The sequence below is a fragment of the Streptomyces sp. NPDC006510 genome (assembly GCF_040611955.1).
In the GTDB taxonomy this organism is placed as follows: Bacteria; Actinomycetota; Actinomycetes; order Streptomycetales; family Streptomycetaceae; genus Streptomyces.
Genome location: NZ_JBEXPH010000129.1, coordinates 1 through 24465, shown reverse-complemented (window position 1 = coordinate 24465; position 24465 = coordinate 1). Strand labels below are relative to the sequence as shown.

Sequence of the window (24465 nt, the reverse complement as noted above, 5' to 3'; positions counted from 1 at the left end):
GCGGTGAAGTGGAAGCGGGGACGGTGCGGGTCGAGGACGGCCCGTTCGGCCAGGCCCATCGGCGCGTCCTCGCGGCGGGCGCGGGGCAGGGTGAGGTCGTTCGTCATGATCAGACGTTCTCGGCTTCCGGGGTGGCCGCGGTCAGGACGCGGCGCGCGGTGGGGGTGGCGGGGGCGTAGAGGTGGCAGCGCACCCAGTGGGGCTGCCCGTCGTCCTCGCCGATGACATGGCGGACGGGCTCGGTGCGGCTGCACGCGCCTTCGTCCTCGTACGGGCACGACTCGGGCGTCAGCACGGCGGCGCGCAGCGCGGCCCGCTCGACGGGGTCGTATCCGTGGTCGCGCTCCGGGTCGGGGACGGCGGAGAGCAGCAGCCTGGTGTAGGGGTGGGCGGGGCGGTCCATCAGGGCGAGCGAGTCGCCGCCCTCGACGAGTTCACCGGCGAAGAGCACCTGGGTGGTGTCGGCGACATAGCGGGCCGACGCCAGGTCGTGGGTGATGTACAGCATGGAGATGCCGTGCTCGTCGCGCAGCCGCCGCATCAGGTTGAGGATGCCGATGCGTACGGAGACGTCGAGCATCGAGGTCGGTTCGTCGGCGAGGACGAGGCGGGGGTCGACGGCGAGCGCGCGGGCGATGGCGACGCGCTGGCGCTGCCCGCCGGAGAGTTCGTGCGGGTAGGACTGGAGCATGTCCTCGGTCAGCCCGACCGTGGTGATGAGTTCGCGCAGTTCGCTCTCGCCCGCGGGCCGGCCGTGCACCAGCAGGGCGCGGCGCAGGAAGTGCTCGACGCGGTGGACGGGGTTGAGGGAGCCGAAGGGGTCCTGGAACACCATCTGTACGGTGCCCCGGTAGGCGCGGGAGGCTCCGCGCCGCTGCGTCCTCAGTACGTCCCGACCGTCGAGCAGGACCTGGCCGGAGCTCGGCTGTTCGAGGCGGGCGAGACAGCGGGCGAGCGTGGATTTGCCGCTGCCGGACTCACCGACGAGGGCGACGATCTTCCCGTGCGGGATGTCGAGGTCGACGGCGTTCAGGGCCCGGTGGTGGGCGCGGGAGAACAGTCCGCCCATCCGGAAGTCCTTGGTGAGCCCGCGCACGCTCATCAGCGGGGTGCGGGTCGCGGTGGCCGGGGCCGTCATCGCGTTCCTCCACCGGTACGGGCGACGAAACGGCCGGCGGCCACCTCGCGCAGGTCGGGGATGTTCATGGAGCAGTCCGACCGGTCGTCGGGGCAGTGTGCGTGGAATCCGCAGCTCGCTCCGGTGCGCGGGAGGTCGGCGAGGCCGGTCAGGTGGACGCGGGGTCCGGTGAGCGGTGGGAAGGCGTCCATCAGCGCCTGGGTGTACGGGTGGAGCGGGTCGGCGAACAGCTCCTTGGCCGGGGCGAGTTCGACGAGCCGTCCGCCGTACATCACGCCCATACGGTGGGAGAGTTCGACCATCAGGGACATGTCGTGGGTGATGAAGAGGACGGAGAAGCCCAGTTCGCGCTGGAGGTCGCCGATCTGCGCCATGATCTCCTGCTGGACCACCACGTCGAGTGCGGTGGTCGGCTCGTCCATGATGAGCAGCGCCGGTTTCAGGGCGACCGCCATGGCGATGACGACGCGCTGGCGCATGCCGCCGGAGAGCTGGTGCGGGTACGACTTCAGCCTGGCGGGGTCGATGCCGACGAGTTCGAGGAGCTCACCGGAGCGCTCCCTTGCCTGTCGCTTCCGCATCCGCTCGTGGGTGGTGAAGATGTCGCCGATCTGCTCGCCGATGGTGAGGACCGGGTTGAGCGAGTTCATCGCGGACTGGAACACCATGGCGATCTCGCGCCAGCGGAAGGCGCGTAGTTCGCGCGGGTCCATGGCGAGTACGTCGCGGCCCTTGAACGTGACCGTTCCGGCGGTGATCCGCGCGGGCGGCTTGAGGAGGCGCATCAGGGCGTTGGCGACGGTCGACTTGCCGCAGCCGGACTCCCCGGCGAGGCCGAAGACCTCACCGGCGCGGATGGTGAAGGAGACGTTGTCGGCGCCGATGACGCCGCGGCCGTCACCGCCGTACTCGACGCGCAGATTCCGTACGTCGAGCACGGGGTCCTGGGCTGGTACGGGGTTCCGAGAGGGCGTGGGCTTCTGGGCGGACGTGGGTGCCTGAGAGGACGTGGGGGCCTGAGAGGGCGTGGTCATCGTTCAGCCCTTCCGGTTGCGGTGCCTGGTGCGGCGGGCGCGCAGTCGCGGGTTGGTGATCTCGTCGACGGCGTAGTTGACCATCGCGAGGGCGAAGGCGACGAGGGCGATGCAGAGGCCGGAGGGCACGAACACCCACCAGGCGCCGGTCATCAGCGCACCGTCGTTGCCGGCCCAGTACAGGTTGGTGCCCCAGCTGACGACGGAGGCGTCACCGAGGCCGAGGAATTCGAGGCCGGCCTGGGCGCCGATCCCGAAGATGACGCAGCCCAGCAGGGTCGTCATGACGACCGACGCCATGTTGGGGAGGATCTCCCGGAACATGATCCGGATCGCGCGTTCACCGGTGACGACGGACGCGGCGACGAAGTCCTTGCCGCGGATCGACTTGGCCTGGGCACGCAGCACCCGGGCGGATCCGGCCCAGCCGGTGACGACGAGGACCAGGACGACGGTCGCCGTGCCGGGCGGCATGAACGCGGCGAGGATGACGAGCAGCGGCACTCCGGGCACCAGCAGGAAGATGTTGGTGACGAGGGAGAGCACGTCGTCGACGATCCGGCCGAAGTAGGCGCAGGCCATGCCGACGAGCACGGCGAGGGCGGTCGCGGCGATCCCGACGGAGAATCCGACGAACAGCGAACTGCGCGCGCCCCACAGGGTCAGCGCGAGGACGTCCTGCCCCTTGACGGTGGTGCCGAGCAGATGGGAGCCGGACGGGGCGGAGGCGCCCAGGCTGTTGATCTTCGACGGGTCGCCCGGGGCGATCAGCGGTGCCAGCAGGGCGAGCAGCACGAACAGCACCAGGACGACGGCTCCGAACAGCGCCTTGCGGTTGGCGAGCAGGGACCGCAGCAGTCCGGCGCGGGCGCGACGGGGTTTCGGGGTTCCGGCGGCCGGCGGCGGGGCGGGTGGTGCGACGGGCTCCGTGCGGGAGTCGAGGGCACTCATGGGTCTTCTCCTTGTCCGGCCGCTCAGCGGGCGCGCACGCGCGGGTCGAGTCGGACGTAGACGAGGTCGACGAGGAAGTTGGCGACCAGTACGGCGGCGGTGATGGTGAGGAAGATCCCCTGCATCAGCGGGTAGTCGAGGCCCTGGACGGCGGCGAGCAACTGGAAGCCGACGCCGGGGTAGGCGAAGACGACCTCGGTGAGCAGCGCGCCGCCGACGACGAATCCGAGCGCCATGCCGAAGTTGGTGACGGACGGGAGCATCGCGTTGCGTGCCGCGTACCGGAACATGATCCGGCTCGGGCTGAGGCCCTTGGCCTCGGCCATCGTGATGTAGTCCTCGGCAACCGTGGCGATCATGGTGTTGCGCATGCCGAGCATCCAGCCGCCGATCGACACGAGGACGATGGTCAGCGCGGGCAGGAAGAGGTGCGAGGCCGCGTTGGAAACGAAGCCCCAGGACAGGTCGGGGCTGAGGCCCACGTCGAAGGCGTGCCGCATCGGGAACCAGCCCAGCGTCATCCCGAAGAGGTAGAGCGCACCCATGGCGAGCCAGAAGTACGGGAACGAACCGGCGAAGACGAGCAGCGGCGGGAACACCGAGTCGAGCAGGCCGCCGCGCCGCCACGCGGCGAGGATGCCCAGCAGGTTGCCGATGACGACGGCGATGACGAGGGCGGTGCCGCCGAGCAGCAGCGTCCAGCCGATCTGGGAGGCGATGACCTCGGAGACGGGGGTCGGGAACCGGGAGATGGAGATCCCCATGTTCCCGGTGCAGATGTCCTTGATGTAGTCGATGTACTGCTGCCACATCGGACGGTGGTCGAGGCCGAACAGCCTGCGGAGCTGGTCGATCTGCTCCGGCTGCATCTGGCTCTGCGAGCGGGCGAACATCCGGGAGACGGGATCGCCCGGCATGAAGCGGGGCAGCATGAAGTTCAGGGTGATGGAGGCCCAGAAGGCGAGCAGGTAGAAGCCCAGGTTGCGCAGGATGTAACGCACTGGTCCCTCTCCGATCTGTGAGGGCCGGCGGCCCGCCCATGGTGTCGGCGAGGGCGGGCCACCGGAGTGGCGGGGTGTCAGTGCGGTCAGTTCTTGACGGGCTTCAGGCTCGTCAGGACGAGGACGGTGGTGTCGCCGCGGTTGGTGAGCGTGGCGTACGGGTCGTCCTCGGTGGGCCACCCGGTGAACCGGGTGTCGGTGTAGGCGCCCCACTCCGGGCCGGGGAAGAGCGGTACGACGGGCGCTTCCTCGGCGAACAGCTTCTGAAGTCCGTCGATCGCGTCGCGCTGCCCGGCCTCGTCGGTGGCCGCGGCGAACCGGTCGAGCAGGGTGTCGGCCTTCTTGTCGCCGAAGCGGTGGTAGTTGCTGACCGCCTTGGTGCCGACGGGCTTCACCGATTCGGTGCCCATGGTGGTCCGGTAGAACTGGAAGGGCGTGGCGCCGTTGTCGCTCCAGACGATGCCGGTGTCGTAGTCGCCGGTCTCGTAGTCGCTGACGACCGCGGCCCAGTCCGGGGACTTGACCTTCGCCGTGACGCCGATCTCGGCGAGGTTCTGCTTGATGATGTTGGCGACGGACAGCCAGTCGGAGGATGCCGAGCCGACCGAGATGTCGAAGGTGAACGGCTTGCCGTTCTTGAGCTTCCGCCTGCCGTCGGAGCCCTTCTTGTAGCCTGCGTCGTCGAGCGCCTTCGCCGCCGCCGCGGCATCGTGCTTCGTCCAGGTGCAGGAACCGGCCAGGGCCTTGTCGCGCCACTTGTCGTAACCGCCGGACAGACCCGTGCAGTCGGCGGACCGGGTGTAGCCGTTCATCCCGACCTCGGTGACGCTCTCGCGGTCGACGGCCTGGCTGAGCGCCTTGCGCACCTTCGCGTCATCGAACGGCGCCCTGGTGGTGTTCATGGTCCATTCGACCATCGAACCGGTCTTCGGGTACCAGTACTTGTTGTGCTTCGGGTCCTTGGCGACGAAGCTCTTGGCCACATCAGGGATGAACGACTGCGTCCAGTCCGCCTCACCGTTGACGAAGGCCAGGTTGGCGCTGTCGTTGCCGGAGAAGCCCAGCACCCGGATCCCGTCGATGCGCTGCTTCTTCGGCTGCCAGTACTCGGGGTTCCTGCGGAGCTCGTAGGACTGGCTCTGGAAGTTGGCGACCCGGGTGTACGGACCGGACCCGACCGGATTCGGATTGGTGTCCTTCGCCGGGTCCTTCACCTTCTCCCAGACGTGCTTGGGCACGATGATCTGCTTGCCCAGCTCGAACAGGCCGGGTGAGTACGGCTTGGTGAGGGAGAAGACGACCTTGTCGGTGCCTTCGGCCTTCGCCGTCCGCAGATACTCGTAGCCGCCGAGCAGCTTCTTCTGCAGTCCGAAGGTGTACGCGACGTCCTGGGCGGTCAGCGGCTTCCCGTCCGACCATTTGACGCCGTGGCGCAGCGTGAACGTCACGGCCCTCCCGTCCTTGGACGTCTCCCAGGAGGTGGCAAGCCAAGGGGTGGCCTTCCCGTCGGCCGGGTTGTAGACGAGCATCGCCTCGTAGATCGCCTGGGTGGTCATCGGGGCGACCACCTGGCCGGGGGCGAACGGGTTGAAGTTCCGGGTGAAGGTGGCGAAGTCCTCGCGGGGGACGGTCAGGAGCTGATGACCGGAGGTGTCCCCCGCCGCGTTCGTGCCACTGCCGCTGCAGCCCGCGAGCAGCAGCGCCGCGGTGGCGACGGAGGCGGCGAGCGCTGCGCGCCCGAGGCGCCGGGCACGTATCGACGGTGCCATAATGTGGTTTCTTCTCTCTCTTCATTGGCCGAAGACGGGTGAGGATCCCCGTCGGGCTGATTCGCAGTCAGACCGACGAGCGTTCGATCAGCGGGCAGCCGACCTTCATCCGTGTGGTGTCGAGCGGCTGTCCCGCTGTGAGAGCGCCGAGCATGTCGACGCCCTTGGCCCCCATGACCTCGAAGGGCAGGGCGACCGTGGTGAGGCCGGGCCGCAGATACGCGGCGATGAGCTCCTGGTTGTCGAATCCGATGACGGCGATGTCGTCCGGGATGCGCAGTCCGCGTTCCTTGATGGCGTCGTAAGCACCCATCGCCATACGGTCGTTGCCGCAGAACAGCGCCGTGGGGCGGTCTTCCTCGCGGTCCAGCAGTGCGCAGGCCGCGGCGTACCCGCCGTCGGCGGTGGCGTGTCCCGGTACGACGAGGCTGTCGTCGATGTCCAGACCGGCCTCGCGCAGCGCCTGTTCGTACCCCTGGCGTCGTCCGACGGCGGCCGGGATGCCCGTGTCGAGGTTGATGAATCCGATGCGCCGGTGTCCCGCGTCGAGCATCCGCCGGGTCGCGGTGTGGCCGCCCGCCACCTCGTCGGGCACCACGGACGGCAGGGCGCCGTCCGCGTCGAAGCAGTTCACCAGGACGACCGGTACCTCGCGGGCGGCGGGCGGCAGGGTCACCGCACGGTGCCAGGTCGTGGCGTACAGCAGCCCTTCGGCACGCTGTTCGAGAAGCTTGTCGAAGGCGGCGGCCTCCATGGCGGGGTCCCGGTCCCCTGCCGTGATGAGCAGGAACTTCCCGTCGGCCCAGGCCCGGTCCTGTGCCCCCTTGATCACGTCGACGGCGAACGGCGCGGTGACGATCTCGGTGATCAGCCCGTACCACTCACTGCGCTTGGCGGCGAGCGCCCTCGCTCCGGCGTTGGGCCGGTAGCCGAGTTCCTCGATCGAGGCCCGGATGCGGGCCCGGGTCTCCTCGGGGATGCCGGCGTCGGCACGCTCGTTCAGGACGAAGGAGACGGTGGTGCGCGAGACCCCGGCGTGGCGGGCGACATCGCTCATCGTCACGCGTCGCCCCTTGTTCGTGGCCACTTCGGTTACCCCCTGCGTCCCGCGGACAGCGGGCCTCTCTGGTTACGCGCTTTAGTAACGCGCGTTAGTTCGATGTTGCAGGCAAGTTACGAGGGGTTGGCCGGCGGTGTCAAGAGGTGCGGCAGATCGAGATTCCACCGCTTCGAGGAGGGCCGGGCGAACCCCGCACCCTGCCACGATCCTGACGGAGCGGGGTGCGGGGTACGGGATTCCGGTCCCGGCGGAACCGGACCGCACTGAACCGGACCGAACGGAACCGATACCGGCCTCACGTGCTCGGTCGACGGCGGGCCCAGGCAGGTGACGTGCTCCCCAGCAGGCGGGCGAGGGCGACGGGTCCTGGGCGGCGGAGGCCGGTGGTCCTCCGCCGATGACGAGGGTGGGAACGCCCCGGATCCCGCGGCGGACGGCGCTGCGCTCATCGGCACGTACGCCGCGGCCGACCGTGTCCCCGTCCAGCACCCGGCGCACTTCGGCGGATCGAGGGCGCTGCGGCGCCGAGCGCTTCGAGGACATCGGGGGCGGCGATGTCGAGGCCGCGAAGTACACCTCGATGCGCATGAAAAGTCGTTCCGGTCAGTCGGTGACCGGCGTCGGAGTCGCGGCCCGGTCGTTCCGGGCGGTCTCCTCCGGCCGGTCGCGACGGCGGAGTGTCAGGGTCAGCAGCGCCGGGGCCACGAGGAGCGGGATCAGGATGAGTGCGTGCACATGAACGCTGTGTGTGAACGCGTCACGTTCGGACTCGGCCAGCGAGGCACCCTGTGCGCCCGGCAGCCGACGGGCGGCCTCGAACACCGCGGCGAGGGTCTCGCCGGCGGGTCCGACGAGGTCGGGCGGAGTTCCCTCGGCAGGTGGTCGGCCATGCAGCCGCCGTAGACGGCGGTGGCGACACTGCCCAGGATCGCGAAGCCCAGGGCGCAGCCGAGTTCCGCGCCCGTCTCGGAAATGGCCGAGGCCGACCCGGCGCGCTCCGGCGGCGCCGCACCCACGACCAGTCCGGTGCCCAGGGACATGAACGGGGTCAGGCCGACGAACAGCAGCATCGATCCCGCCGCGCGACCGCACACGTCCGTACGGGGCGTCGGCGTGCGGGCACACACGGGCGTACGCGCCGTACGTCAGGCCTCGCCCGTACTCAGCGCCCGGCCGCCGCCACCGCGTCGGCCACGAGCGTCAGGAAACGTGCGTGGGCGCGCGCACTGCACACCGGTTCCGGATTCCACGGCACCACCCGGGCGGCCTGTTCGATCGCCGACCAGTCCGCGTTGGTCCGCAGCTCGCCGAGCGGCGTGGCGTTGGCCCTGATGTCGGCGAGGACCACCGAGGGGCGCAGGGCCGCCGCTTCCGCCCAGCCGACCGTGGACCAGTTCGCTCCGGGCCCCTCGGCCGGCTCCACGATGTCGACGCCCAGCTCGGCCAGCACCCGCAGCTCGGGCCACATCCGAGGGCGGGCGAGGTGCGCCTGTTCCTGACCGGCCGGGGAAAGGGCGACGACCCGGGGCCCGTCCGCACCCGCGACGAGCGTGCGCAGCCGGTGCCGCGCGGCGTCCAGGTCCGCGGTCGCCGCCTCGGGCTCCTCGGCACCGAGCGAACGGGCGAGCAGGGCGAACCGGTCGCCGATCTCGGCGAGGGTGCGCGCCTGCCCCACATCGATCACGACGACCGGGACGTGCTCCTCCAGATGCTTGGCGGTCTCCGCGGCGAGCCCGTAGACATGACCGCCGCCGTAGCTGACGGCCACGACGAGGTCCGGCTCACCGCTCAGCAGGGTCTCCACATCGAGGGTGCTGCCCGCACCGAGATAGCCGACCTCGGTCAACGAAAGCGAACCGGTCTTCGCCGCGTCCGGCACGGCCCGGTCGTCGTGATCGGAGCCGAAGATCGCGCTCGGGCGTATCCCGTGGTCCCACAGGGTCGCTCCGGCCTGGACATAGGCGAGCAGCCGCGCCGGGCGCCGCCCCGCGGTCGACAACTGCCCCCGATCGTCGGAGAACTGCCACACGCTCTGCTCCCTCACGTCACCACGCCCCTCGCCACCGGTCGCCGCACCCCACTTCGCGGGGTCGTACACCAGTACCTGCCCAGCAAACTCCGGTGACACCCCACCCGGTGGCCCGGAAGATGCTCGTGGCCCCGAAGGCTCATATCGAGCACGCCGTCCGCGAAGCAAGCCGTCCACGATCCGGACGAGCCCGCCTGTCTGCGGCTGGTGCCGGTGGTCCGGAAGGTGGCCCTGGCGGTGGAGGCGGTGCTGCGGCCCGAGCGCACATATCACCGGCCGAGCGCTGTCGGCTGTCGGCTGTCGGCTGTCGGCTGTCGGCCGAACACACCACGGGCGAGGTCGTCCCGGTGTCCGGGACGACCTCGCCCGTGCCATGAAATGCCTGGACCTTGTCCGCCTAGAGGTGGGGGCGGATGGCGTCGGCGATGACCTTCAGGCCGGCCACACCCGGGCTGGGAAAGAGCCCGACGTTCGGGAGCGCCTTGGTGGGCACGCCCTTCCAGGCGATGTCGGTGTCGAAGAGATGCATTCCGGCCCAGAAGTCCGTGCCCAGCTCGGAGTTGAGGTGGCGGGCCCACTCGCCGTCCATGTCCATGCTCACGCGCTTGGGGCCGATCCCGCCGTTGTGCGGTACGAACTCGCCCGTTGTGAACGCCTGCGGGACGCTGAAGTTCAGCATGGTCAGTTCCCCGGCGGCCCGGGGCACTCCGTCGACCTCCGGAGTGGCGAAGAACTTGCTGTCCCCGAACGCGGCGAACTGGATCCAGAAGTCCTCGATCTCGTAGACCTTGCCGGTGGCGGCCTGCACAATGCTGAAGCCGCCGGGGTAGCAGACCCGGCCACTGGGCAGTTCGATGTTGTCGTACTTCTCACCGATGGGCATGACCGCGGCCGTACCGTTGTCGACCAGCCGGATCGGGTCAATGGCGTCGATCGTGGCACCGGCCTTCCTGAGGCCGTCCAGGAGGGGCTGCGAGAAGGTGACCTTCGCCGTCCCCTCCTTGGAGAGATACAGGCCCGTCTCCCCCGGCTGCACACAACCCTTGGTGGCGGCATGCTCCTGGGCCCGTACCTGGGGCACCGGGTGGGCTGCCGCGCCGGCCGGGGCCGGCTGACCGGACATCAGCACGGCGGCGCAGACTCCGGCAGCCACTGCGAAGGGGGCAAGGATGTAGCGCATGGGTGGTCTCCCTGAGAGACGGATGGGTGTGGCGGGCGAACGGCCCGTGCAGACATCTACCAACAGCACCGGCTTCAAGATCGTCGGCACAGCACCCGGCCTCGCCGAACGGCCGATCAAGGTCATCCCAATGGACAGATCCGGGCGACGCGGAGGGGTGTTGGGCTCAGCGGTTGCCGGGGCCGAGGGGCGAGGCCGGCGGGTGCGGTGCGTACCGGCTCAACTCCGGTGGTTTCGCGGCCGTTTCGTCGTCGGACGGCAGACACGAGACCAGAATGACTCCCGGTGCGTCGACCACCGTCGGCTTCACGTGGTCGGATCAGGATCCGGATCACGACTCGCACCCGGCCGCCCGCCGATCCCGCGCGACCTGCCCCGACCGCCGCCCTGGTCCTCAGCCTCGCGTCGGCCGTCGCCCTCTCGGCTCCGCTGCGCCCGCTCCCGTGTCCGGCGACTCCCCACCACTGAGCCGTGATCCGGTCACCGGTGCAGGACCCTTCAGCCGGTCATGGCAGCGGGATCGACGCCGAGACCGGTCAGGAACGCCGCGGCGGCCGGGGTGGGGCGGAACCGGCTCCAGACCAGGCGCTCCGTGCGTGCGGGGGCGTCGCGGACGGGCAGGACGTGTACGCCGGTCAGTTCCGCCGCGAAGGCTGCCGGCAGCATGGCGATACCGAGCCCGCTGCGTACCAGCCGGACGATGAAGTCGGTGCCGCTGACCTCGAACGCCACCTCGCGGGTGAGGCCCATCGCCGCGAACGCCTCCTCCGACTGCGCCCGGGCGGCGGTGCCGTCGGGGTAGTCGACGAACATCTCCTGCGCCAGCCGCTCAAGGCCCACTTCCGCCTGTCCGGCCAGGGCGTGGGTGGGTGCCACGACGGCGACCAGTTCGCCCGTGCCGAGCTCGTGATCGCTCACGCCCTTGGGTCGGTAGCTGGGCAGCACGCCCAGGAACGCCACGTCGAGCGTCCCGTCCCGTACCTCCTGGACCAGGTCCTTGCTCGCCCCGACCCGGAGGACGATGTGCACCTTCGGGTAGCGGAGGTGGAACACCCGCAGCGCCGCCGGGATGTCGACCGCGGCAATGGTCGGGATGGCTCCCACCGCGAGGCGTCCGCGGACCTCCCCCGCCGTCGCGGCGACCTCGGCGCGGGCCCGTTCCGCCGCGTCCAGCGCCTGCCTGGCCTCCGGCAGGAACACCTCGCCCGCCGTGGTGAGCCGTACCCGGCGGCTGGTGCGGTCGAAGAGCCGGGCCCCCAGCTCCTTCTCCAGCCGGGCGATCTGGTGGCTCAACGCGGACTGGACGACCAGGCACCGCTTCGCGGCGCGCGTGAAGCTCCCCAGTTCCGCCACCGCGACGACGTACCGCATCTGCTGAAGTTCCATGTATCCATCGTGAACCACGATCGATGGAATGAAAAACATGTGTTGGACTCATGGATGGTCGATCCGTGACGCTGAGACACATGGCTCACTCCACTCACGGGACCCGCAGCCGGGCCGTGCCCCGCACCATGTCCGAACCGCCCTCGCTCGGGCGCGGTCTGGTTCTGCTGATGGCTCTCGCCGCCGCCCTTTCCTGCGCCGGCAACTACTTCGCGCAGCCGCTCCTCGACATCATCGAGATGAATCTGCACATAGGTGTCACCGCTGCGGGGCTGATCGTGACCGCCGCCCAGGCCGGGTACGCGCTGGGCCTGATCCTGCTCGTCCCGCTCGGGGACATGGTGGACCGACGACGGCTCGCCGTGGGCCTGTTCGCCCTGACCGCCCTCTTCCTCCTGGTGACGGCCGCCGCTCCCACCGGCCCGCTGCTGATCGCGGGCACGCTGCTGACCGCGCTGACCTCCGTCGGGGCCCAGGTCGTGGTGCCGTTCGCGGCGGCTCTCGCGGCTCCGGCCGAGCGCGGCAGGATCGTCGGCATCGTCATGTCCGGTGTGCTGCTCGGCGGGCTGTTCGGACGGCTGGCCGCCGGCGCGCTGTCCGAGCTCGGCGGCTGGCGGACCGTGTACTGGGTGAACGCGCTGCTCATGGCCGTCATGGCGGTCCTGCTGCACAACCGTCTTCCCCGCCTGCCCCGGTCGGGCGACGCGGCCACGATCTCGTACACCGGGCTGCTGCGCTCCACACTGGCCCTGCTGCGGCAGGAGCCCCTGCTGCGTCGGCGGGCGGCCATCGGTGCGTTCTCCATGGCCTCGTACAGCGTGCAGCTGACCGCGCTCACGTTCTTGCTGACCCGGCCGCCGTTCCGGTGGAACGCGGCCGCCATCGGGCTCTTCGGTCTGGTGGGCGTCATCGGTGTGGTGGGCATGAACATCGCGGCCCGGCTGAGCGACCGAGGCCGGGTGCAGGCGGTGTCGGGAACGGCGGCCGCGCTCCTCACGCTCGCCTGGCTGCCGCTGCTGGCCGGTGAGTCGTCCCTGCTGTGGCTGACGGTCGGCGTGATCCTGCTGAACATCGCCCAGCAGGCAGGACTCAACAGCAGCCAGAACGTGATCTACGCGCTCCGTCCGGAGGCCCGCAACCGGATCAACTCCGCGTTCATGACGATCTTCTTCATGGGCGGGGCGGCCGGAGCCGCGCTCGCCTCGGTGGTCTGGTCCCGGGCGGGCTGGAGCGGCATCTGCCTCCTGGGCGGTGCGCTCGCCGCGGGCAGCCTCGTGGTGTGGGTCCTGGAGCGCGTCCGGACGGCTTCGGCCGCACGTCCCGGGTCCGGCGCCGTCAGTCGTTGACAGCGGTCAGCAGCACCACGGCGTCCTCCAGTGCCAGCAGCCCGTGCCGCTCCTGCGGGATCGCCTGGAGCGCTCCGGCGCTCAGCTCCACATCGCCCGAGGCCGCCGTGAGACGGACCCTGCCGCGGAGCACCTGGAGGGAGGCCGCGGCGGGGGCGTTGTGCTCGTCGAGGGCGGAACCGGAGGTGAGGGCGATGACGGTCTGCCTCAGTGGTTCCTCATGCAGCAGACGGTGGGCGCTGCGGCCGTGCGCGGAGGCCCGGGCCGCGGCCAGATGCTCGTCGGCGAGGGCATTCAGATCGTCCATATGCCCACTGTGCCGCAGCGCTCGTCCCCCCGCGATCCTGCCGCCGGCCCGCCGCGCGGATTATCGGCCGCCTGCCCGGACGGGCGGCCCTACGGCCTCAGCCAGGCCGCGGTGTCCTGCGGGAGCCGACCCCGCTCGTCCAGCGGGCCGCTGAGGAGGAGGGTTTCGGTGTGTTCGGGGAGCTCCACGGCTTCCTCCCCCAGATTCACCACACAGACCGGGCCGCCGGCACGGGCAAAGGCGAGCGCGCCGGGTGCGGAGGGCAGCCAGGTCAGCTGCCGGCCACCGGACCCCTCCGTGCGGAAGCCGGGCTCGGTGCGGCGCAGCCGCAGCGCCTCGCGGTAGAGGCTGAGCATCGACTCCGGGTCGGTGCGCTGCCGGTCGGCGGCGTACGCGGACCAGCCGGCCGGCTGCGGAAGCCATGGCTCCGTGGTGCAGCCGAATCCGGCGTACGGGGCCCGCGCCGACCACGGCAGCGGCACCCGGCACCCGTCGCGTCCCGGGTCGGTGCCGCCCGAGCGCAGGTGCATCGGGTCCTGGATCCGGTCCCGCGGGATGTCGGCTTCCGGAAGTCCCAGTTCCTCGCCCTGGTAGAGGTAGACTACACCGGGCAGGGCGAGCGACAGCAGTGCCGCGGCGCGGGCCCGCCGGCCGCCCAGTGCCAGGTCCGTCGGCGTGCCGAAGGCTTTGGTGTGGAAGGCGAATCCGGTGTCCTCGCGGCCGTACCTGGTGGCGGTCCGGGTCACGTCGTGGTTGCACAGGACCCAGGTGGCGGGGGCACCGACCGCGGCGTGCTCGGCGAGCGTGTCGTCGATCGTGGAGCGCAGCCGCCCGGCGTCCCAGGGGCAGGCCAGGAAGTTGAGGTTGAAGGCGGTGTGCAGTTCGTCGGGGCGCAGATAGCGGGCGAAGCGCTCGCTGTCCGGGAGCCAGACCTCGCCGACGAAGACCGCCCCGTACTCGTCGGCGACGGCCCGCCAGGAGCGGTAGATGTCATGGAGTTCGTCGCGGTCGGAGAACGGGTGGGGGTCGCAGCCCTCGACGAAGTCGGGCAGTGCGGGGTCCTTGGCGAGCAGCGCCGCCGAGTCGACCCGTATGCCCGACACGCCCCGGTCGAGCCAGAAGCGGAGCACGTCCTCGTGCTCCTGGCGGACCGCCGGGTGTGCCCAGTTGAGGTCGGGCTGTTGTGCGGCGAACAGGTGCAGGTACCACTCGCCGTCCGCGAGCCTGGTCCATGGGACGCCGCCGAATTCGGAGACCCAGTCGTTGGGCGGCAGTTCGCCGTCCGCGCCGCGCCCGGTCCGGAAGTGGAAGAGTTCCCGCTCGGGGCTGCCCGGCCCGGCGGCGAGGGCCGCGCGGAACCACGCGTGCTGGTCGGAGACATGGTTGGGGACGATGTCGACGATCGTACGGATGCCCAGTTCACGGGCGTCCGCGATCAGCCGCTCGGCCTCGGTGAGACTGCCGAACGCGGGGTCGATGGTGCGGTAGTCGGCCACGTCGTATCCGCCGTCGGCGAGCGGCGACAGATACCAGGGGGTGAACCAGATCGCGTCCACGCCCAGTTCGACGAGGTGGGGCAGCTTGGCGCGTACTCCCGCGAGATCGCCGGTCCCGTCCCCGTCGCCGTCGGCGAAGCTGCGTACGTAGATCTGATAGATGGCGGCGTCCCGCCACCAGTCCGCGGTGACCCGGAGCGCGGGGCCGGCTGTCACGTGGGCCTTCCTTTCGTGGGGATTCGGCGCAGTGCTCTCGGCCGGAGCTCCGCCGGAGCGCGGCACACTCAACCACCGCACGTGGCGGAGAGCAAGATCTCGCGTGGATTACCCGACGTCCGCCGTCCACCGGTACCTGACGTCCGGTTCCTTCTCCTCGTTGCGGCTGCCGTCGTCGAACCCGACGGCAGTGAACCCGTGCCGCTCGTAGAAGGCCCGGGCGTCCGTGTTGCGCTGGAAGACATACAGGGTGAGCTCCTCGGCCGCGAGCCCACGCACCTCGGCCAGGAGCAGTGAGCCGATGCCCCGGCGCCGTGCGTCGGAACGCAGGTAGAGGTGTTCCAGCTCGGTTCCGTTCAGGGAGGCGAAGCCCAGCAGTGCCCCGGCACCGGTCTCGGCGATCCGCACCGTCGTCCCGGGCAGGACGACATGGGTCATCCAGGCCAGAGTGTCCTCGTCGCTGTGCACCTTCGGCAGGTACGGCATGGACGCGGCGCGCGAGTCGAGGAAGAGCCTGGTCAGCGGACCGGCGTCCTCGGCGGTGGCCTCGCGCAGCTGTATCCGGCCGTCCGGTGCGGAATCGTTCGGTGCCATCTTGTCTCTCCTGGTCCGGCCGGAAACCCGCCGTTTCGCACAGTCAGCGGTGAACTGCTCGTGATCGTGGACGAACCTATGCCGGAGCCGGTCACGACCGCCAGCGAGTTCGCCCGCTCCGCCCGTACGGGCCCGCCCCGCCGGGTGCGCCGCCGTGTCGGCCGGACCCACGGCGGGGCAGTCACGGACCGGTGCGGGCCACCCGCGAAAATGTGGCGGGGGACGACCGAAGCGACCGACCGATACGGAGGAGTGGGCAGATGCCGCACGAACGAGCTGGACAGCCGGCCCGGCCGGAGGATCTCATCGATGTGGCCAGGCTGGTGACGGCGTATTACGCGCTGCACCCGGACCCGGCCGAGCCGGACCAGCGGGTGGCGTTCGGTACCTCCGGTCACCGCGGTTCGTCCACGGCCACCGCCTTCAACGAGGACCACATCGCCGCCACCAGTCAGGCCATCAGCGAGTACCGGGCGCACCAGGGCACGGACGGGCCGCTGTTCCTCGGCGCCGACACCCATGCGCTGTCGGAGCCGGCCCGGATCACCGCCATCGAGGTGTTCGCCGCCAATGATGTGACCGTGCTCATCGATCCGGCCGACGGCTACACCCCGACCCCGGCGGTCTCGCACGCCGTCCTCGGCCACAACCGGGGCCGGACGGCCGGGCTCGGCGACGGTGTGGTGGTCACTCCGTCCCACAACCCGCCCGGCGACGGCGGGTTCAAGTACAACCCGCCGAACGGCGGCCCGGCCGGATCCGATGCCACCGGCTGGATCCAGGAGCGGGCCAACGAGATCATCGCCGCCGGGATGAAGGACGTACGCCGGCTGCCGTACGCCCGCGCACGGGCGGCGTCGACCACCGGGACGTACGACTTCCTCGGCAACTATGTGACCGACCTGCCGTCCGTGCTCGACCTGGACGCGGTCCGCGCGGCCGGGGTACGCATCGGGGCCGACCCGCTGGGCGGCGCGTCGGTCGCGTACTGGGGCCGGATCGCCGAACAGCACCGGCTCGATCTGACGGTGGTCAATCCGCTGACCGACCCCACCTGGCGGTTCATGACGCTGGACTGGGACGGAAAGATCCGGATGGACTGCTCGTCGCCCTACGCGATGGCCTCGCTGATCGGGCAGCGTGACCGCTACCAGATCGCGACCGGGAACGACGCCGACGCCGACCGGCACGGCATCGTGACACCGGACGCCGGGCTGATGAACCCGAACCACTACCTCGCCGTCGCCATCAACTACCTGTACGCCCACCGGGAGCAGTGGCCGGTGGCCGCGGCGGTCGGCAAGACGCTGGTCTCGTCGGGGATGATCGACCGGGTCGCCGCCGGTCTCGGCCGTGAGCTGGTCGAAGTGCCGGTCGGCTTCAAGTGGTTCGTGGACGGGCTGGTAGACGGCTCGCTCGGGTTCGGCGGCGAGGAGTCCGCCGGTGCCTCGTTCCTGCGCCGGGACGGATCGGTGTGGACGACCGACAAGGACGGCATCATCCTGGCGCTGCTCGCCTCGGAGATCCTCGCGGTGACGGGCAAGTCCCCCTCCGAGCACTACGCGGCGCTCACCGCCCGGTTCGGTGAGCCGGCGTACGCCCGGATCGACGCCCCCGCCGACCGCGAGCAGAAGGCGGTGCTCGCGCGCCTCTCCCCCGAGCAGGTCACGGCCGACACCCTGGCCGGTGAACCGGTCACGGCCGTGCTGACGGAGGCGCCCGGCAACGGCGCACCGATCGGCGGCATCAAGGTGACCACCGAGAACGCCTGGTTCGCGGCGCGCCCCTCGGGCACCGAGGACGTGTACAAGATCTACGCCGAGTCGTTCCTGGGTACCGACCATCTCGGCCGGGTGCAGGAGGAGGCCAAGGCCGTGGTCTCCGCGGCCCTGGAGGCCTGAGCACCGGCCGGAGCCGCCCGGGGCCGGTCCGACGACTGGCCCGGGGCGGCTCCGGCGAGCGGTTCAGCGGACGACGTCCACGAAGACCGGGTTGGTGTAGAACCAGGTGTCGAGCCACGGGTTGCCCTGGCCCGGCTCGTGCGGCAGCGGACCGTGCGGGTCGATCGCCGCGCCGAGGAACCCCGCCCCGTGGCGCTTGCCGTCGCTGCCGCGCAGCCGCAGGTAGAACGGATCGTCCGCGCGCCCGACCGGGATGCGCAGGGTGTACGTGCCGCGGCGGCCCGAGACGTCGGCGGTGTGGGCGAGCCGGGTGTCGGGGGCGTGCCAGTCGTCGCGGTCGGCGGCCGGGCCACGGACGGCGCCGCGGATGACGTCGACGTGTTCCAGGCGCGGCAGCACACCGTACGGGTTGCGGCGGGACGCGGCGGTCACCGTGACGGTGAGGGTGAGCCGCTCGCCTCGCCCGGCGCGCAGCCGGCCGCCGAGCGTGGCGCTGTTGCCGTGCTCGCCGCGCACCTTGACGTCGATGCCGTCGATCAGGTGGCCGTGGTCGACCCAGACCCGGCCGGCCCGCAGCCCCTCCATCACGTTCCGGTAGCCGTACCGGGTGACGCCGACATGTGTACGGCTGAACTGGCCGGGCCAGAAGTCGCCGCCGGGCTGCGGTTCGGTGGTGTTGTACGGGTCGGGGAGGTGGCCGGTGTTGTCGAAGTTCCGGCCGGGCGGCCACTCGCCGTTGACCCAGGTGTCCTGGGCGACGCGGTGGACGTCGGAGTTGGAGGTGATCGTGAAGAGCTTGCCCTCCGCCAGCATCGCGTCCCACAGGCCGCCGACGGTCGCGGTCGCCCAGTCGAATCCGCCGTAGGTGACGTAGGCCTCGCGCGGGTAGCCGGGCCAGGAGTCGGCGGACGGTGAATTGCTGTACTCGCCGCGGATGTTGGTGTCCGGGTGCCAGCCCGGGATCGCCCCCGCCTGGGCGCCGGGGGCGCCCTCCATGCCGATCATGATCCCGGGGGCGGCGTCGCGCCAGGCGCGCATCTCGTGCGGGGAGTCGATGCCGAGGCGCATGGGGTGGTTGGCGAGGACGAGTACGTCGTCGACGTACCGGGTGCGGCGTTGTTCGGCCAGCCACTTGAGGGCCTTGACCGCGTGCGCCTCGTTGCGCGGGGTGTCGGGGTGGGTCGGGGCACCGGCCGTGTAGCCGAGCAGCTTGCCGTCGAAGGCCTCCTCGAAGCGGGTGAGGAGGTCGACCTCGTGCCGTCCGGGCGGGGAGAAGACGGTGCAGTGCTCGGCGCCGGGGATGTACCACTCCAGCCCCTGGAAGATCAGCATGCGCTTGTTGTCGGCGCGGGCCTTGAGGATCTCCCGGTGCTCCTGCGCGGCGCCGAACTCGGCGTGGCCGATGTTGCCGTGCTCGGTGAAGACCATCCAGTCGAGGCCGAACTTCTGGCCTGCCGAGGCGAGTTGGGAGAAGGTGTACTTGGCGTCATGGCTGTACACGGAGTGGTTGTGGTGGTCGCCGACCAGATAGACGAGATCCGGGGCGTGCCCGTGGGACCGGCCTCCCCGGCTGTCGGCCAGCGCGGGCAGCGGCAGCGAGGCTGCGGCGAAGGCCGCGCCGAACAGACCGGCGCGGCGCATCAGCCCCCGGCGGCTGAGGCCCTGGGGGTCGAGCGACTCCGCGGGAACCTGGGGGTCGGCCCATTCGGGCACGGGGTGGGACATGACGCGTCGTTCTCCTTCGTGCGGGGCGGCGAGAAGTCCGGGGCCGGACCGCGGGGCCGCCACCGGGAGGATTTCTTGATCCCGGAACCAGCCGGTGAACCCGGGACGAAGTGCGGGAGACGTGCCCGTGGCACGCCGGCTCATCCTGGCGCTGGGCACCGCGTGCACAGCGGAACGCCGGGCGCATGGATGAACGAGGTGACACCGGCGGGTCGCCCGTTCGCCGCTCCCCCGGTGGCGGGATCCGCAGCGTGCACCGACGCTTGTCCCTACCTGCCGATCCGGGCAGGGGGCGGAGCCTGATGGGGGTGAATCCGTGTCGGACGCCGGTGCACCGGACCCCGCGTCGGCAGGGGTCGACGGTATGGCGTCGGCGATCCTGCACGCCCTGTTCGCCCAGACCGCCGTGGGACTGCATGTTCTGGACACGCGGTTGCGGGTGATCCGGGCGACCGTCCTTTCCGGCGCCGTTCCCTCCGAGGACCTCGCCGGACAGTACTTCACCGACGTGTACCGGCTGGAGCGACCGCACGAGGCGGAGCGGGTGCTGCGCGAAGTGCTGGACAGCGGTGTGGCCGTACGCGACCTCGTGATCCGAGGCCGACTCGTGGACATGCCCGGCCCCGATCGCAGCCTCAAGGTGTCCATCCACCGGCTGGACGACGCGCGGGGGCGGACGCTCGGGCTGCTGGCCACGGTCGTCGATGTCGACGAGCAGGAGAAGGCGCGCAACCGGGCGGCGTGCCTGAACGCGGTGCGCACCCGGGTGGGCAGGTCGCTCGATGTGGCGGCCACCTGCGAGGGGCTCGTCGCAGCCGTGGTGCCGGTGTTCGCCGATTTCGCCGTCGTCGAGGTGGTGGACGAGGTCCTGCGGGGGTCGGACCTGCCGCCGGGGCCGCTGGGGCACGACGTCCCACTGCGCCGGGCGGCCCTCCGGGGTCTCGGCGCCGACGGTCACCGGGACGGCCTCGTCGGCGAGATGCGCCGGCTGCCCGCCCGTACGCCCTACGCACTGGCCGTGTCGGATCTCCGGCCCCGCCTGGTCCGGATCACCGCTCGGACGCCCTGGCTGGACACGGCCCCCGGCAGTGCGCGGCTGATCGAGGCGATCGGGGCCCACTCCATGATCGTGGTGCCGCTGAAACTGCGCGGCGCGGTCCTCGGTCTGGTGAGTCTCTACCGGTGCCGGGAGTCGGAGCCCTTCGAGGAGAACGATCTCCCGCTGACGCTGACGGCCGCCGCCCATGTCGCCCTCAGCATCGACAACGCGCGGCAGTACGAGCGCGACCATGTGATCGCGTCGACGGTTCAGCGCCGGCTCCTGCCGCAGCGCGACAGCGACCACATCGCCATGGAGACCGCCCATGTCCTGCTGCCCGGACGCAACAGCGGATCCTGGTTCGACACCATCGGCCTCTCCGGCGCCCGCACCGCCCTGGTCGTCGGCGCGGTCGAGGGGCCGGGACTCCAGACGGCCATCACCATGGGCCAGTTGCGAACCGCCATCCAGGCCCTGGCCGGGCTCGACCTGGAACCCGACGAGGTGCTCGCCCGGCTGGCCGACACCGCCGACCGCCTCGCCGGGGAACGGGCGGCGCTGCCGCCCGGGGACCGGCTGCTCGGGCAGTCCCTGACAGCCACCTGCATGTACGCCGTCCATGACCCGTTCTCCGGCACCTGCACCATCGCACGCGCGGGGAACGCGACACCGGGCCTGATGACCCCCGACGGCACCATGACGCCCCTGGACGTGCCCGAGGGACCCCGGCTCTTCTCCGGCGACTGCGCCCCCTTCGCCACTGCCACCTTCGAACTCGACGAGGGCAGCGTCCTGGCGCTCTTCTCCGGCGCCCCCATGCCCGCAGGCCGGGAGCCGGCCGGCCTGCGGGATGCCTTCGCGAACCCCGGACGCGGCCTGCAGGACCTGTGCGACGACGTGGTCTACAGCCTTCCCCCCGACGCACACCCCGAGGGCGCCGCCCTGCTCCTCGCCCGTATCGGCGTCGTCCCGCCGGACCGGGTCGCGACCTGGGCGCTGTCCCAGGACCGGACCACGCCGGGCGTCGCCCGCGCGCTGGTGCGCGACCGGCTCGACGGCTGGCACCTCGACGAGGAGACGATCGAGGCGACCGAACTCATCGTGAGCGAGCTGGTGACCAACGCGGTCCGCTACGGCACCCCTCCGCTGCGACTGCGGCTGATCCTGGACCACACGCTCACCTGCGAAGTGCACGACAGCAGCCCGGTCTCACCCCATCTGCGCCATGCCCGCACCGTCGACGAGGGCGGCCGCGGACTGTTCATCGTCTCCCAGCTCGCCGCCCACTGGGGCACCCGCTACGGCGCCGACGGCAAGACCCTGTGGACCGAGCAGGAGCTCGGGTCCGCCACGGACGATTCCTGACCGGGCGGGCCGGTTCCGCGCCGGGCCATTGCACCCGGAGAACAACAGTGGTTGGCTGAACAACAGAAGATATGAATCGGGGTTCAGATCATCATGGCCTACCGACCCACCGCCCGCACGGAGGCGACCCGGCTCGCCCACCGCGAGCGGCTGCTCGACGCGGCACGGCAGCTGCTGGCGGAGGGCGGATACCCGGCGGCCAGCATCTCCGCGCTCGCCCGGCGGGCCGGCGTGGCCACCGGCAGCGTGTACAACCACTTCGCCTCCAAGCAAGAGCTGCTGGCCGCGGTCTTCCGGCATGTCGCAGGCCATGAGCTCAGCGCGGTCCGGGAGGCCGTACAGGCACAAGGCGGCGTCACCGAGCAGCTCCGCGCGCTCGTCGAGGTCTTCTCGTACCGTGCGCTGCGCAGCCCCCGTACCGCCTGGGCGCTGCTGGCCGAACCGGTCGATCCGCTCGTCGAGGAGGAGCGGCTCACGTACCGGCGCGGCTACCACATGCTCGCCGAGACGGTCATCGTCGCCGGCATCTCCGCAGGCGAACTTCCCCCGCAGAATGCCCAGTTGTCGGCCGCTGCCGTGATCGGTGCGGTCGGCGAGGCACTGCTCGGCCCGCTCTCGCCGGTCGGCGCGCGGACCGACCCGGGACCGGTCGTGGAGAGCATCACCGCGCTGTGCCTCAGAGCGGTCGGAGCCGAAGGCGCCCGAGACACCGGCGCCCGCCCCGCCGAACCGCCACCCCCGTCGCCCTGACCCGTCGACCGTCGACCCAGAACAGGACCACCCGCCATGACCGTCACTCAGCACCCGGCCGGCCTGCGGCCCGGGGCCCCCGCACCGCACCCCACCCACGAGGTCACCAACCAGGCACCGCCCCGGAAGGACCTCGACGAGTACGGCACCAACCTGCCGCTCACCGAGGCCGTCCGGACCTTCGGTGCGGCCTGGCACGAACCGGAGCTGCACGAGATCGGCACCCTGGTCGGCTCCGAGCGGTTCCAGCTCAGTACGGAACTCGCCCACACCTCGCCGCCCGTCCTGCGCACCCACGACCGCTACGGCAACCGTGTCGACGAGATCGACTTCCACCCCGCGTACCACGAGATCATCGGCGCGGCCGTGTGCCACGGCACGCACACCGCGGGCTGGGCCGACCCGAAGCCCGGAGCGGCGGTGGCACGGGCGGCGTCCTTCATGCTGTTCGCCCAGATCGAGCCCGGCCACGCCTGCCCGATGTCCATGTCGCATGCCGTGGTCCCGGTCCTGCAACGCGACCCGGAGGTGGGACGGGACTGGCTGCCGGGCCTGCTCAGCCGCGCGTACGACCCCCGGTTGATCGCCCCGGGCGAGAAATCAGGGCTCACCTTCGGCATGGGGATGACGGAGAAGCAGGGCGGCTCCGACGTACGCGCCAACACCACGCGGGCCGTCCCGCTGGCCTCCGATCCCGAGGGCCGGGCCCATCTGCTGACCGGTCACAAGTGGTTCTTCTCCGCGCCGCAGTCGGACGCCTTCCTGGTGCTGGCGCAGGCCGAGGCCGGACTCACCTGTTTCCTCGTGCCGCGGGTACTGGCCGACGGCACCCGCAACACCGTCCGTATCCAGCGGCTGAAGAACAAGCTCGGCAACAAGTCGAACGCCTCCTCCGAGGTGGAGTTCGACGGCACCTGGGCGGTACGGGTCGGTGAGCCCGGCCGCGGTGTCCCGACCATCATCGAGATGGTCAACCACACCCGGCTCGACTGTGTGCTCGGCACCACCGCCGGCATGCGCCAGTCGGTGTCCGAGGCGATCTGGCACGCACGGCACCGCAGCGCCTTCGGTGCCCGGCTGGCCGGCCAGCCGGCCATGACGGCGGTCCTCGCCGACCTGGCGCTGGAGACGGAGGCCGCGACCTGGACCTCGCTGCGCCTGGCCCACGCGTACGAGAGCGGCAGCGGCGAATCCGAGGAGATGTTCCGCCGGCTGGCCACCGCGGTGTCCAAGTACTGGATCTGCAAGCGCGGCCCGCACCACGCCTACGAGGCACTGGAATGCCTGGGCGGCAACGGCTACACCGAGGACTGGCCGCTGGCCCGGCGTTACCGCGAGCAGCCGGTGATGGCGGTGTGGGAGGGGTCGGGCAACGTCATCGCGCTCGATGTGCTGCGGGGCATCGGAAGAACCCCGCAGTCACTGGACGCCTTCTGGGCCGAGCTGGAGACCACGGCGGGTGCCAGTTCCGTACTGGACGCACACATCCGCCGGGTGCGCCGGGAACTCACCGAGGACCTGCGCGATCCGCTCTCGGCGCAGACCCACGCCCGTGCGTCGGTGGAGGGCATGGCGCTGGCCCTGCAGGCCTCGCTGATGCTCCGTCACGCTCCGGCGGCGTCGGCCGAGACGTTCGTGGCCGCACGGCTCGGTGAGGGCCGTGGTCACCAGTACGGCATCCTGCCGCGCGGCACCGACGCCGCGGCGATCGTGGAGCGGCACTTCGGCGCCGTCGGCTGAGCCGTCACCGCTGCCGCTCCCCAGGTTTGTGCGCCGTACGGGCGGCCCGGGGCCGTGGGGCGTCAGGTTGGCTCCATGGAGTCGAGACCTCGCACCCTGTGGCTGCGTACCGAGCCCCTCCACGCTGTGATCTATTTCGACGACGAGTGCCGTGGCATCGGGAAGTCCGTCGGCCTCAAGGGCTTCTGGATGGGGTACTTCGCCATCCGTACGGCCCCCATGGGGCGGATCCGCCCCGAGGCCGCCACCGCTGTCCTCGGCGTGTCCGCACCGGGCATGGTGGCCCGCTCGCTGCCCGGCGCGTGGCGGGTCGTCACCCCGGAGAAGCTCATCGACCTGCGCGCGCGGCTCGCCGCCCGTGCGCTGCGCCGGCTGGTGCCCGGCATCGGCCCCCTCGCCGGGCAGCTCGCCCCGCCGCTCGCCGCGATGGTGGCGGAC

At 71.1% G+C, this 24465-nt stretch carries 19 protein-coding genes and 1 pseudogene; 6 read left to right on the top strand and 14 right to left on the bottom strand.

Annotated elements, in window-relative coordinates; genetic code table 11:
* Positions 1-109 precede the first annotated feature (109 nt).
* The 10 genes from ABZY11_RS30335 to ABZY11_RS30290 all read right to left on the bottom strand — a co-directional run bounded on the left by ABZY11_RS30335 (position 110) and on the right by ABZY11_RS30290 (position 11548).
* The gene (locus ABZY11_RS30335; RefSeq protein ID WP_356482201.1) at positions 110-1138 is read right to left on the bottom strand and encodes an ABC transporter ATP-binding protein; all 1029 of its coding nucleotides are present in this window, start codon (positions 1136-1138) and stop codon (positions 110-112) included.
* Positions 1135-2172 carry an ABC transporter ATP-binding protein gene (locus ABZY11_RS30330; protein WP_356482200.1) on the bottom strand — a complete coding sequence of 346 codons (1038 nt, stop codon included), beginning with the start codon at positions 2170-2172 and terminating at the stop codon, positions 1135-1137. Before ABZY11_RS30330 ends, ABZY11_RS30335 begins: the two co-directional genes overlap by 4 nt.
* 3 nt (positions 2173-2175) lie before the next feature.
* Positions 2176-3123, bottom strand: coding sequence for an ABC transporter permease (locus ABZY11_RS30325; RefSeq protein ID WP_356482199.1), 948 nt, complete (start codon positions 3121-3123; stop codon positions 2176-2178).
* Positions 3124-3146: 23 nt separating this feature from the next.
* Positions 3147-4124: an ABC transporter permease gene (locus tag ABZY11_RS30320; RefSeq protein ID WP_356482198.1), complete on the bottom strand. Its 978-nt coding sequence runs from the start codon at positions 4122-4124 to the stop codon at positions 3147-3149.
* 86 nt (positions 4125-4210) lie between these two features.
* Entirely contained in the window at positions 4211-5893 is a 1683-nt protein-coding gene (locus ABZY11_RS30315; protein WP_356482197.1) for an ABC transporter substrate-binding protein, read from the bottom strand.
* A 67-nt stretch (positions 5894-5960) separates the two neighbouring features.
* The gene (locus tag ABZY11_RS30310) at positions 5961-6950 is read right to left on the bottom strand and encodes a LacI family DNA-binding transcriptional regulator (protein ID WP_356482202.1); all 990 of its coding nucleotides are present in this window, start codon (positions 6948-6950) and stop codon (positions 5961-5963) included.
* Between the two features lie 606 nt (positions 6951-7556).
* Positions 7557-7775 carry a hypothetical protein gene (locus ABZY11_RS30305; protein ID WP_356482196.1) on the bottom strand — a complete coding sequence of 73 codons (219 nt, stop codon included), beginning with the start codon at positions 7773-7775 and terminating at the stop codon, positions 7557-7559.
* A gap of 340 nt (positions 7776-8115) precedes the next feature.
* Positions 8116-8997, bottom strand: a complete 882-nt coding sequence (locus ABZY11_RS30300) for an ABC transporter substrate-binding protein (protein WP_356482195.1) — start codon at positions 8995-8997, stop codon at positions 8116-8118.
* Positions 8998-9379: 382 nt separating this feature from the next.
* Positions 9380-10162, bottom strand: a complete 783-nt coding sequence (locus ABZY11_RS30295; RefSeq protein WP_356482194.1) for a hypothetical protein — start codon at positions 10160-10162, stop codon at positions 9380-9382.
* A gap of 498 nt (positions 10163-10660) precedes the next feature.
* The gene (locus tag ABZY11_RS30290; protein ID WP_356482193.1) at positions 10661-11548 is read right to left on the bottom strand and encodes a LysR family transcriptional regulator; all 888 of its coding nucleotides are present in this window, start codon (positions 11546-11548) and stop codon (positions 10661-10663) included.
* Between the two features lie 80 nt (positions 11549-11628).
* On the opposite strand from ABZY11_RS30290, the gene ABZY11_RS30285 reads away from it, so the two are divergent.
* Positions 11629-12894: an MFS transporter gene (locus ABZY11_RS30285; protein ID WP_356482192.1), complete on the top strand. Its 1266-nt coding sequence runs from the start codon at positions 11629-11631 to the stop codon at positions 12892-12894.
* Here ABZY11_RS30285 and ABZY11_RS30280 read toward each other — a convergent pair.
* The 3 genes from ABZY11_RS30280 to ABZY11_RS30270 form a co-directional block, all read right to left on the bottom strand.
* Positions 12884-13201 carry a cupin gene (locus tag ABZY11_RS30280; protein WP_356482191.1) on the bottom strand — a complete coding sequence of 106 codons (318 nt, stop codon included), beginning with the start codon at positions 13199-13201 and terminating at the stop codon, positions 12884-12886. The genes ABZY11_RS30285 and ABZY11_RS30280 overlap by 11 nt on opposite strands.
* Before the next feature lie 89 nt (positions 13202-13290).
* Complete coding sequence (locus tag ABZY11_RS30275; RefSeq protein ID WP_356482190.1) at positions 13291-14913, bottom strand: glycoside hydrolase family 13 protein; 1623 nt, start codon at positions 14911-14913, stop codon at positions 13291-13293.
* 108 nt (positions 14914-15021) lie between these two features.
* Positions 15022-15507, bottom strand: a complete 486-nt coding sequence (locus ABZY11_RS30270; protein WP_356482189.1) for a GNAT family N-acetyltransferase — start codon at positions 15505-15507, stop codon at positions 15022-15024.
* A gap of 260 nt (positions 15508-15767) precedes the next feature.
* On the opposite strand from ABZY11_RS30270, the gene pgm reads away from it, so the two are divergent.
* The gene (gene pgm, locus ABZY11_RS30265; protein WP_356482188.1) at positions 15768-17408 is read left to right on the top strand and encodes a phosphoglucomutase (alpha-D-glucose-1,6-bisphosphate-dependent); all 1641 of its coding nucleotides are present in this window, start codon (positions 15768-15770) and stop codon (positions 17406-17408) included.
* 63 nt (positions 17409-17471) lie between these two features.
* On the opposite strand, the gene ABZY11_RS30260 is transcribed toward pgm, so the two are convergent.
* Positions 17472-19133 (bottom strand): PHP domain-containing protein, encoded by a 1662-nt coding sequence (locus ABZY11_RS30260; RefSeq protein WP_356482187.1) that lies wholly within the window; start codon positions 19131-19133, stop codon positions 17472-17474.
* A gap of 364 nt (positions 19134-19497) precedes the next feature.
* On the opposite strand from ABZY11_RS30260, the gene ABZY11_RS30255 reads away from it, so the two are divergent.
* From ABZY11_RS30255 to ABZY11_RS30240, 4 genes and pseudogenes are all read left to right on the top strand, one after another.
* Positions 19498-21537, top strand: a complete 2040-nt coding sequence (locus ABZY11_RS30255) for a SpoIIE family protein phosphatase (protein WP_356482186.1) — start codon at positions 19498-19500, stop codon at positions 21535-21537.
* A gap of 93 nt (positions 21538-21630) precedes the next feature.
* The gene (locus tag ABZY11_RS30250; RefSeq protein WP_356482185.1) at positions 21631-22287 is read left to right on the top strand and encodes a TetR/AcrR family transcriptional regulator; all 657 of its coding nucleotides are present in this window, start codon (positions 21631-21633) and stop codon (positions 22285-22287) included.
* Between the two features lie 36 nt (positions 22288-22323).
* Positions 22324-24027: an acyl-CoA dehydrogenase family protein gene (locus tag ABZY11_RS30245; RefSeq protein ID WP_356482184.1), complete on the top strand. Its 1704-nt coding sequence runs from the start codon at positions 22324-22326 to the stop codon at positions 24025-24027.
* 75 nt (positions 24028-24102) lie between these two features.
* A pseudogene (locus ABZY11_RS30240) lies at positions 24103-24465 on the top strand (hypothetical protein); the annotation flags it as partial.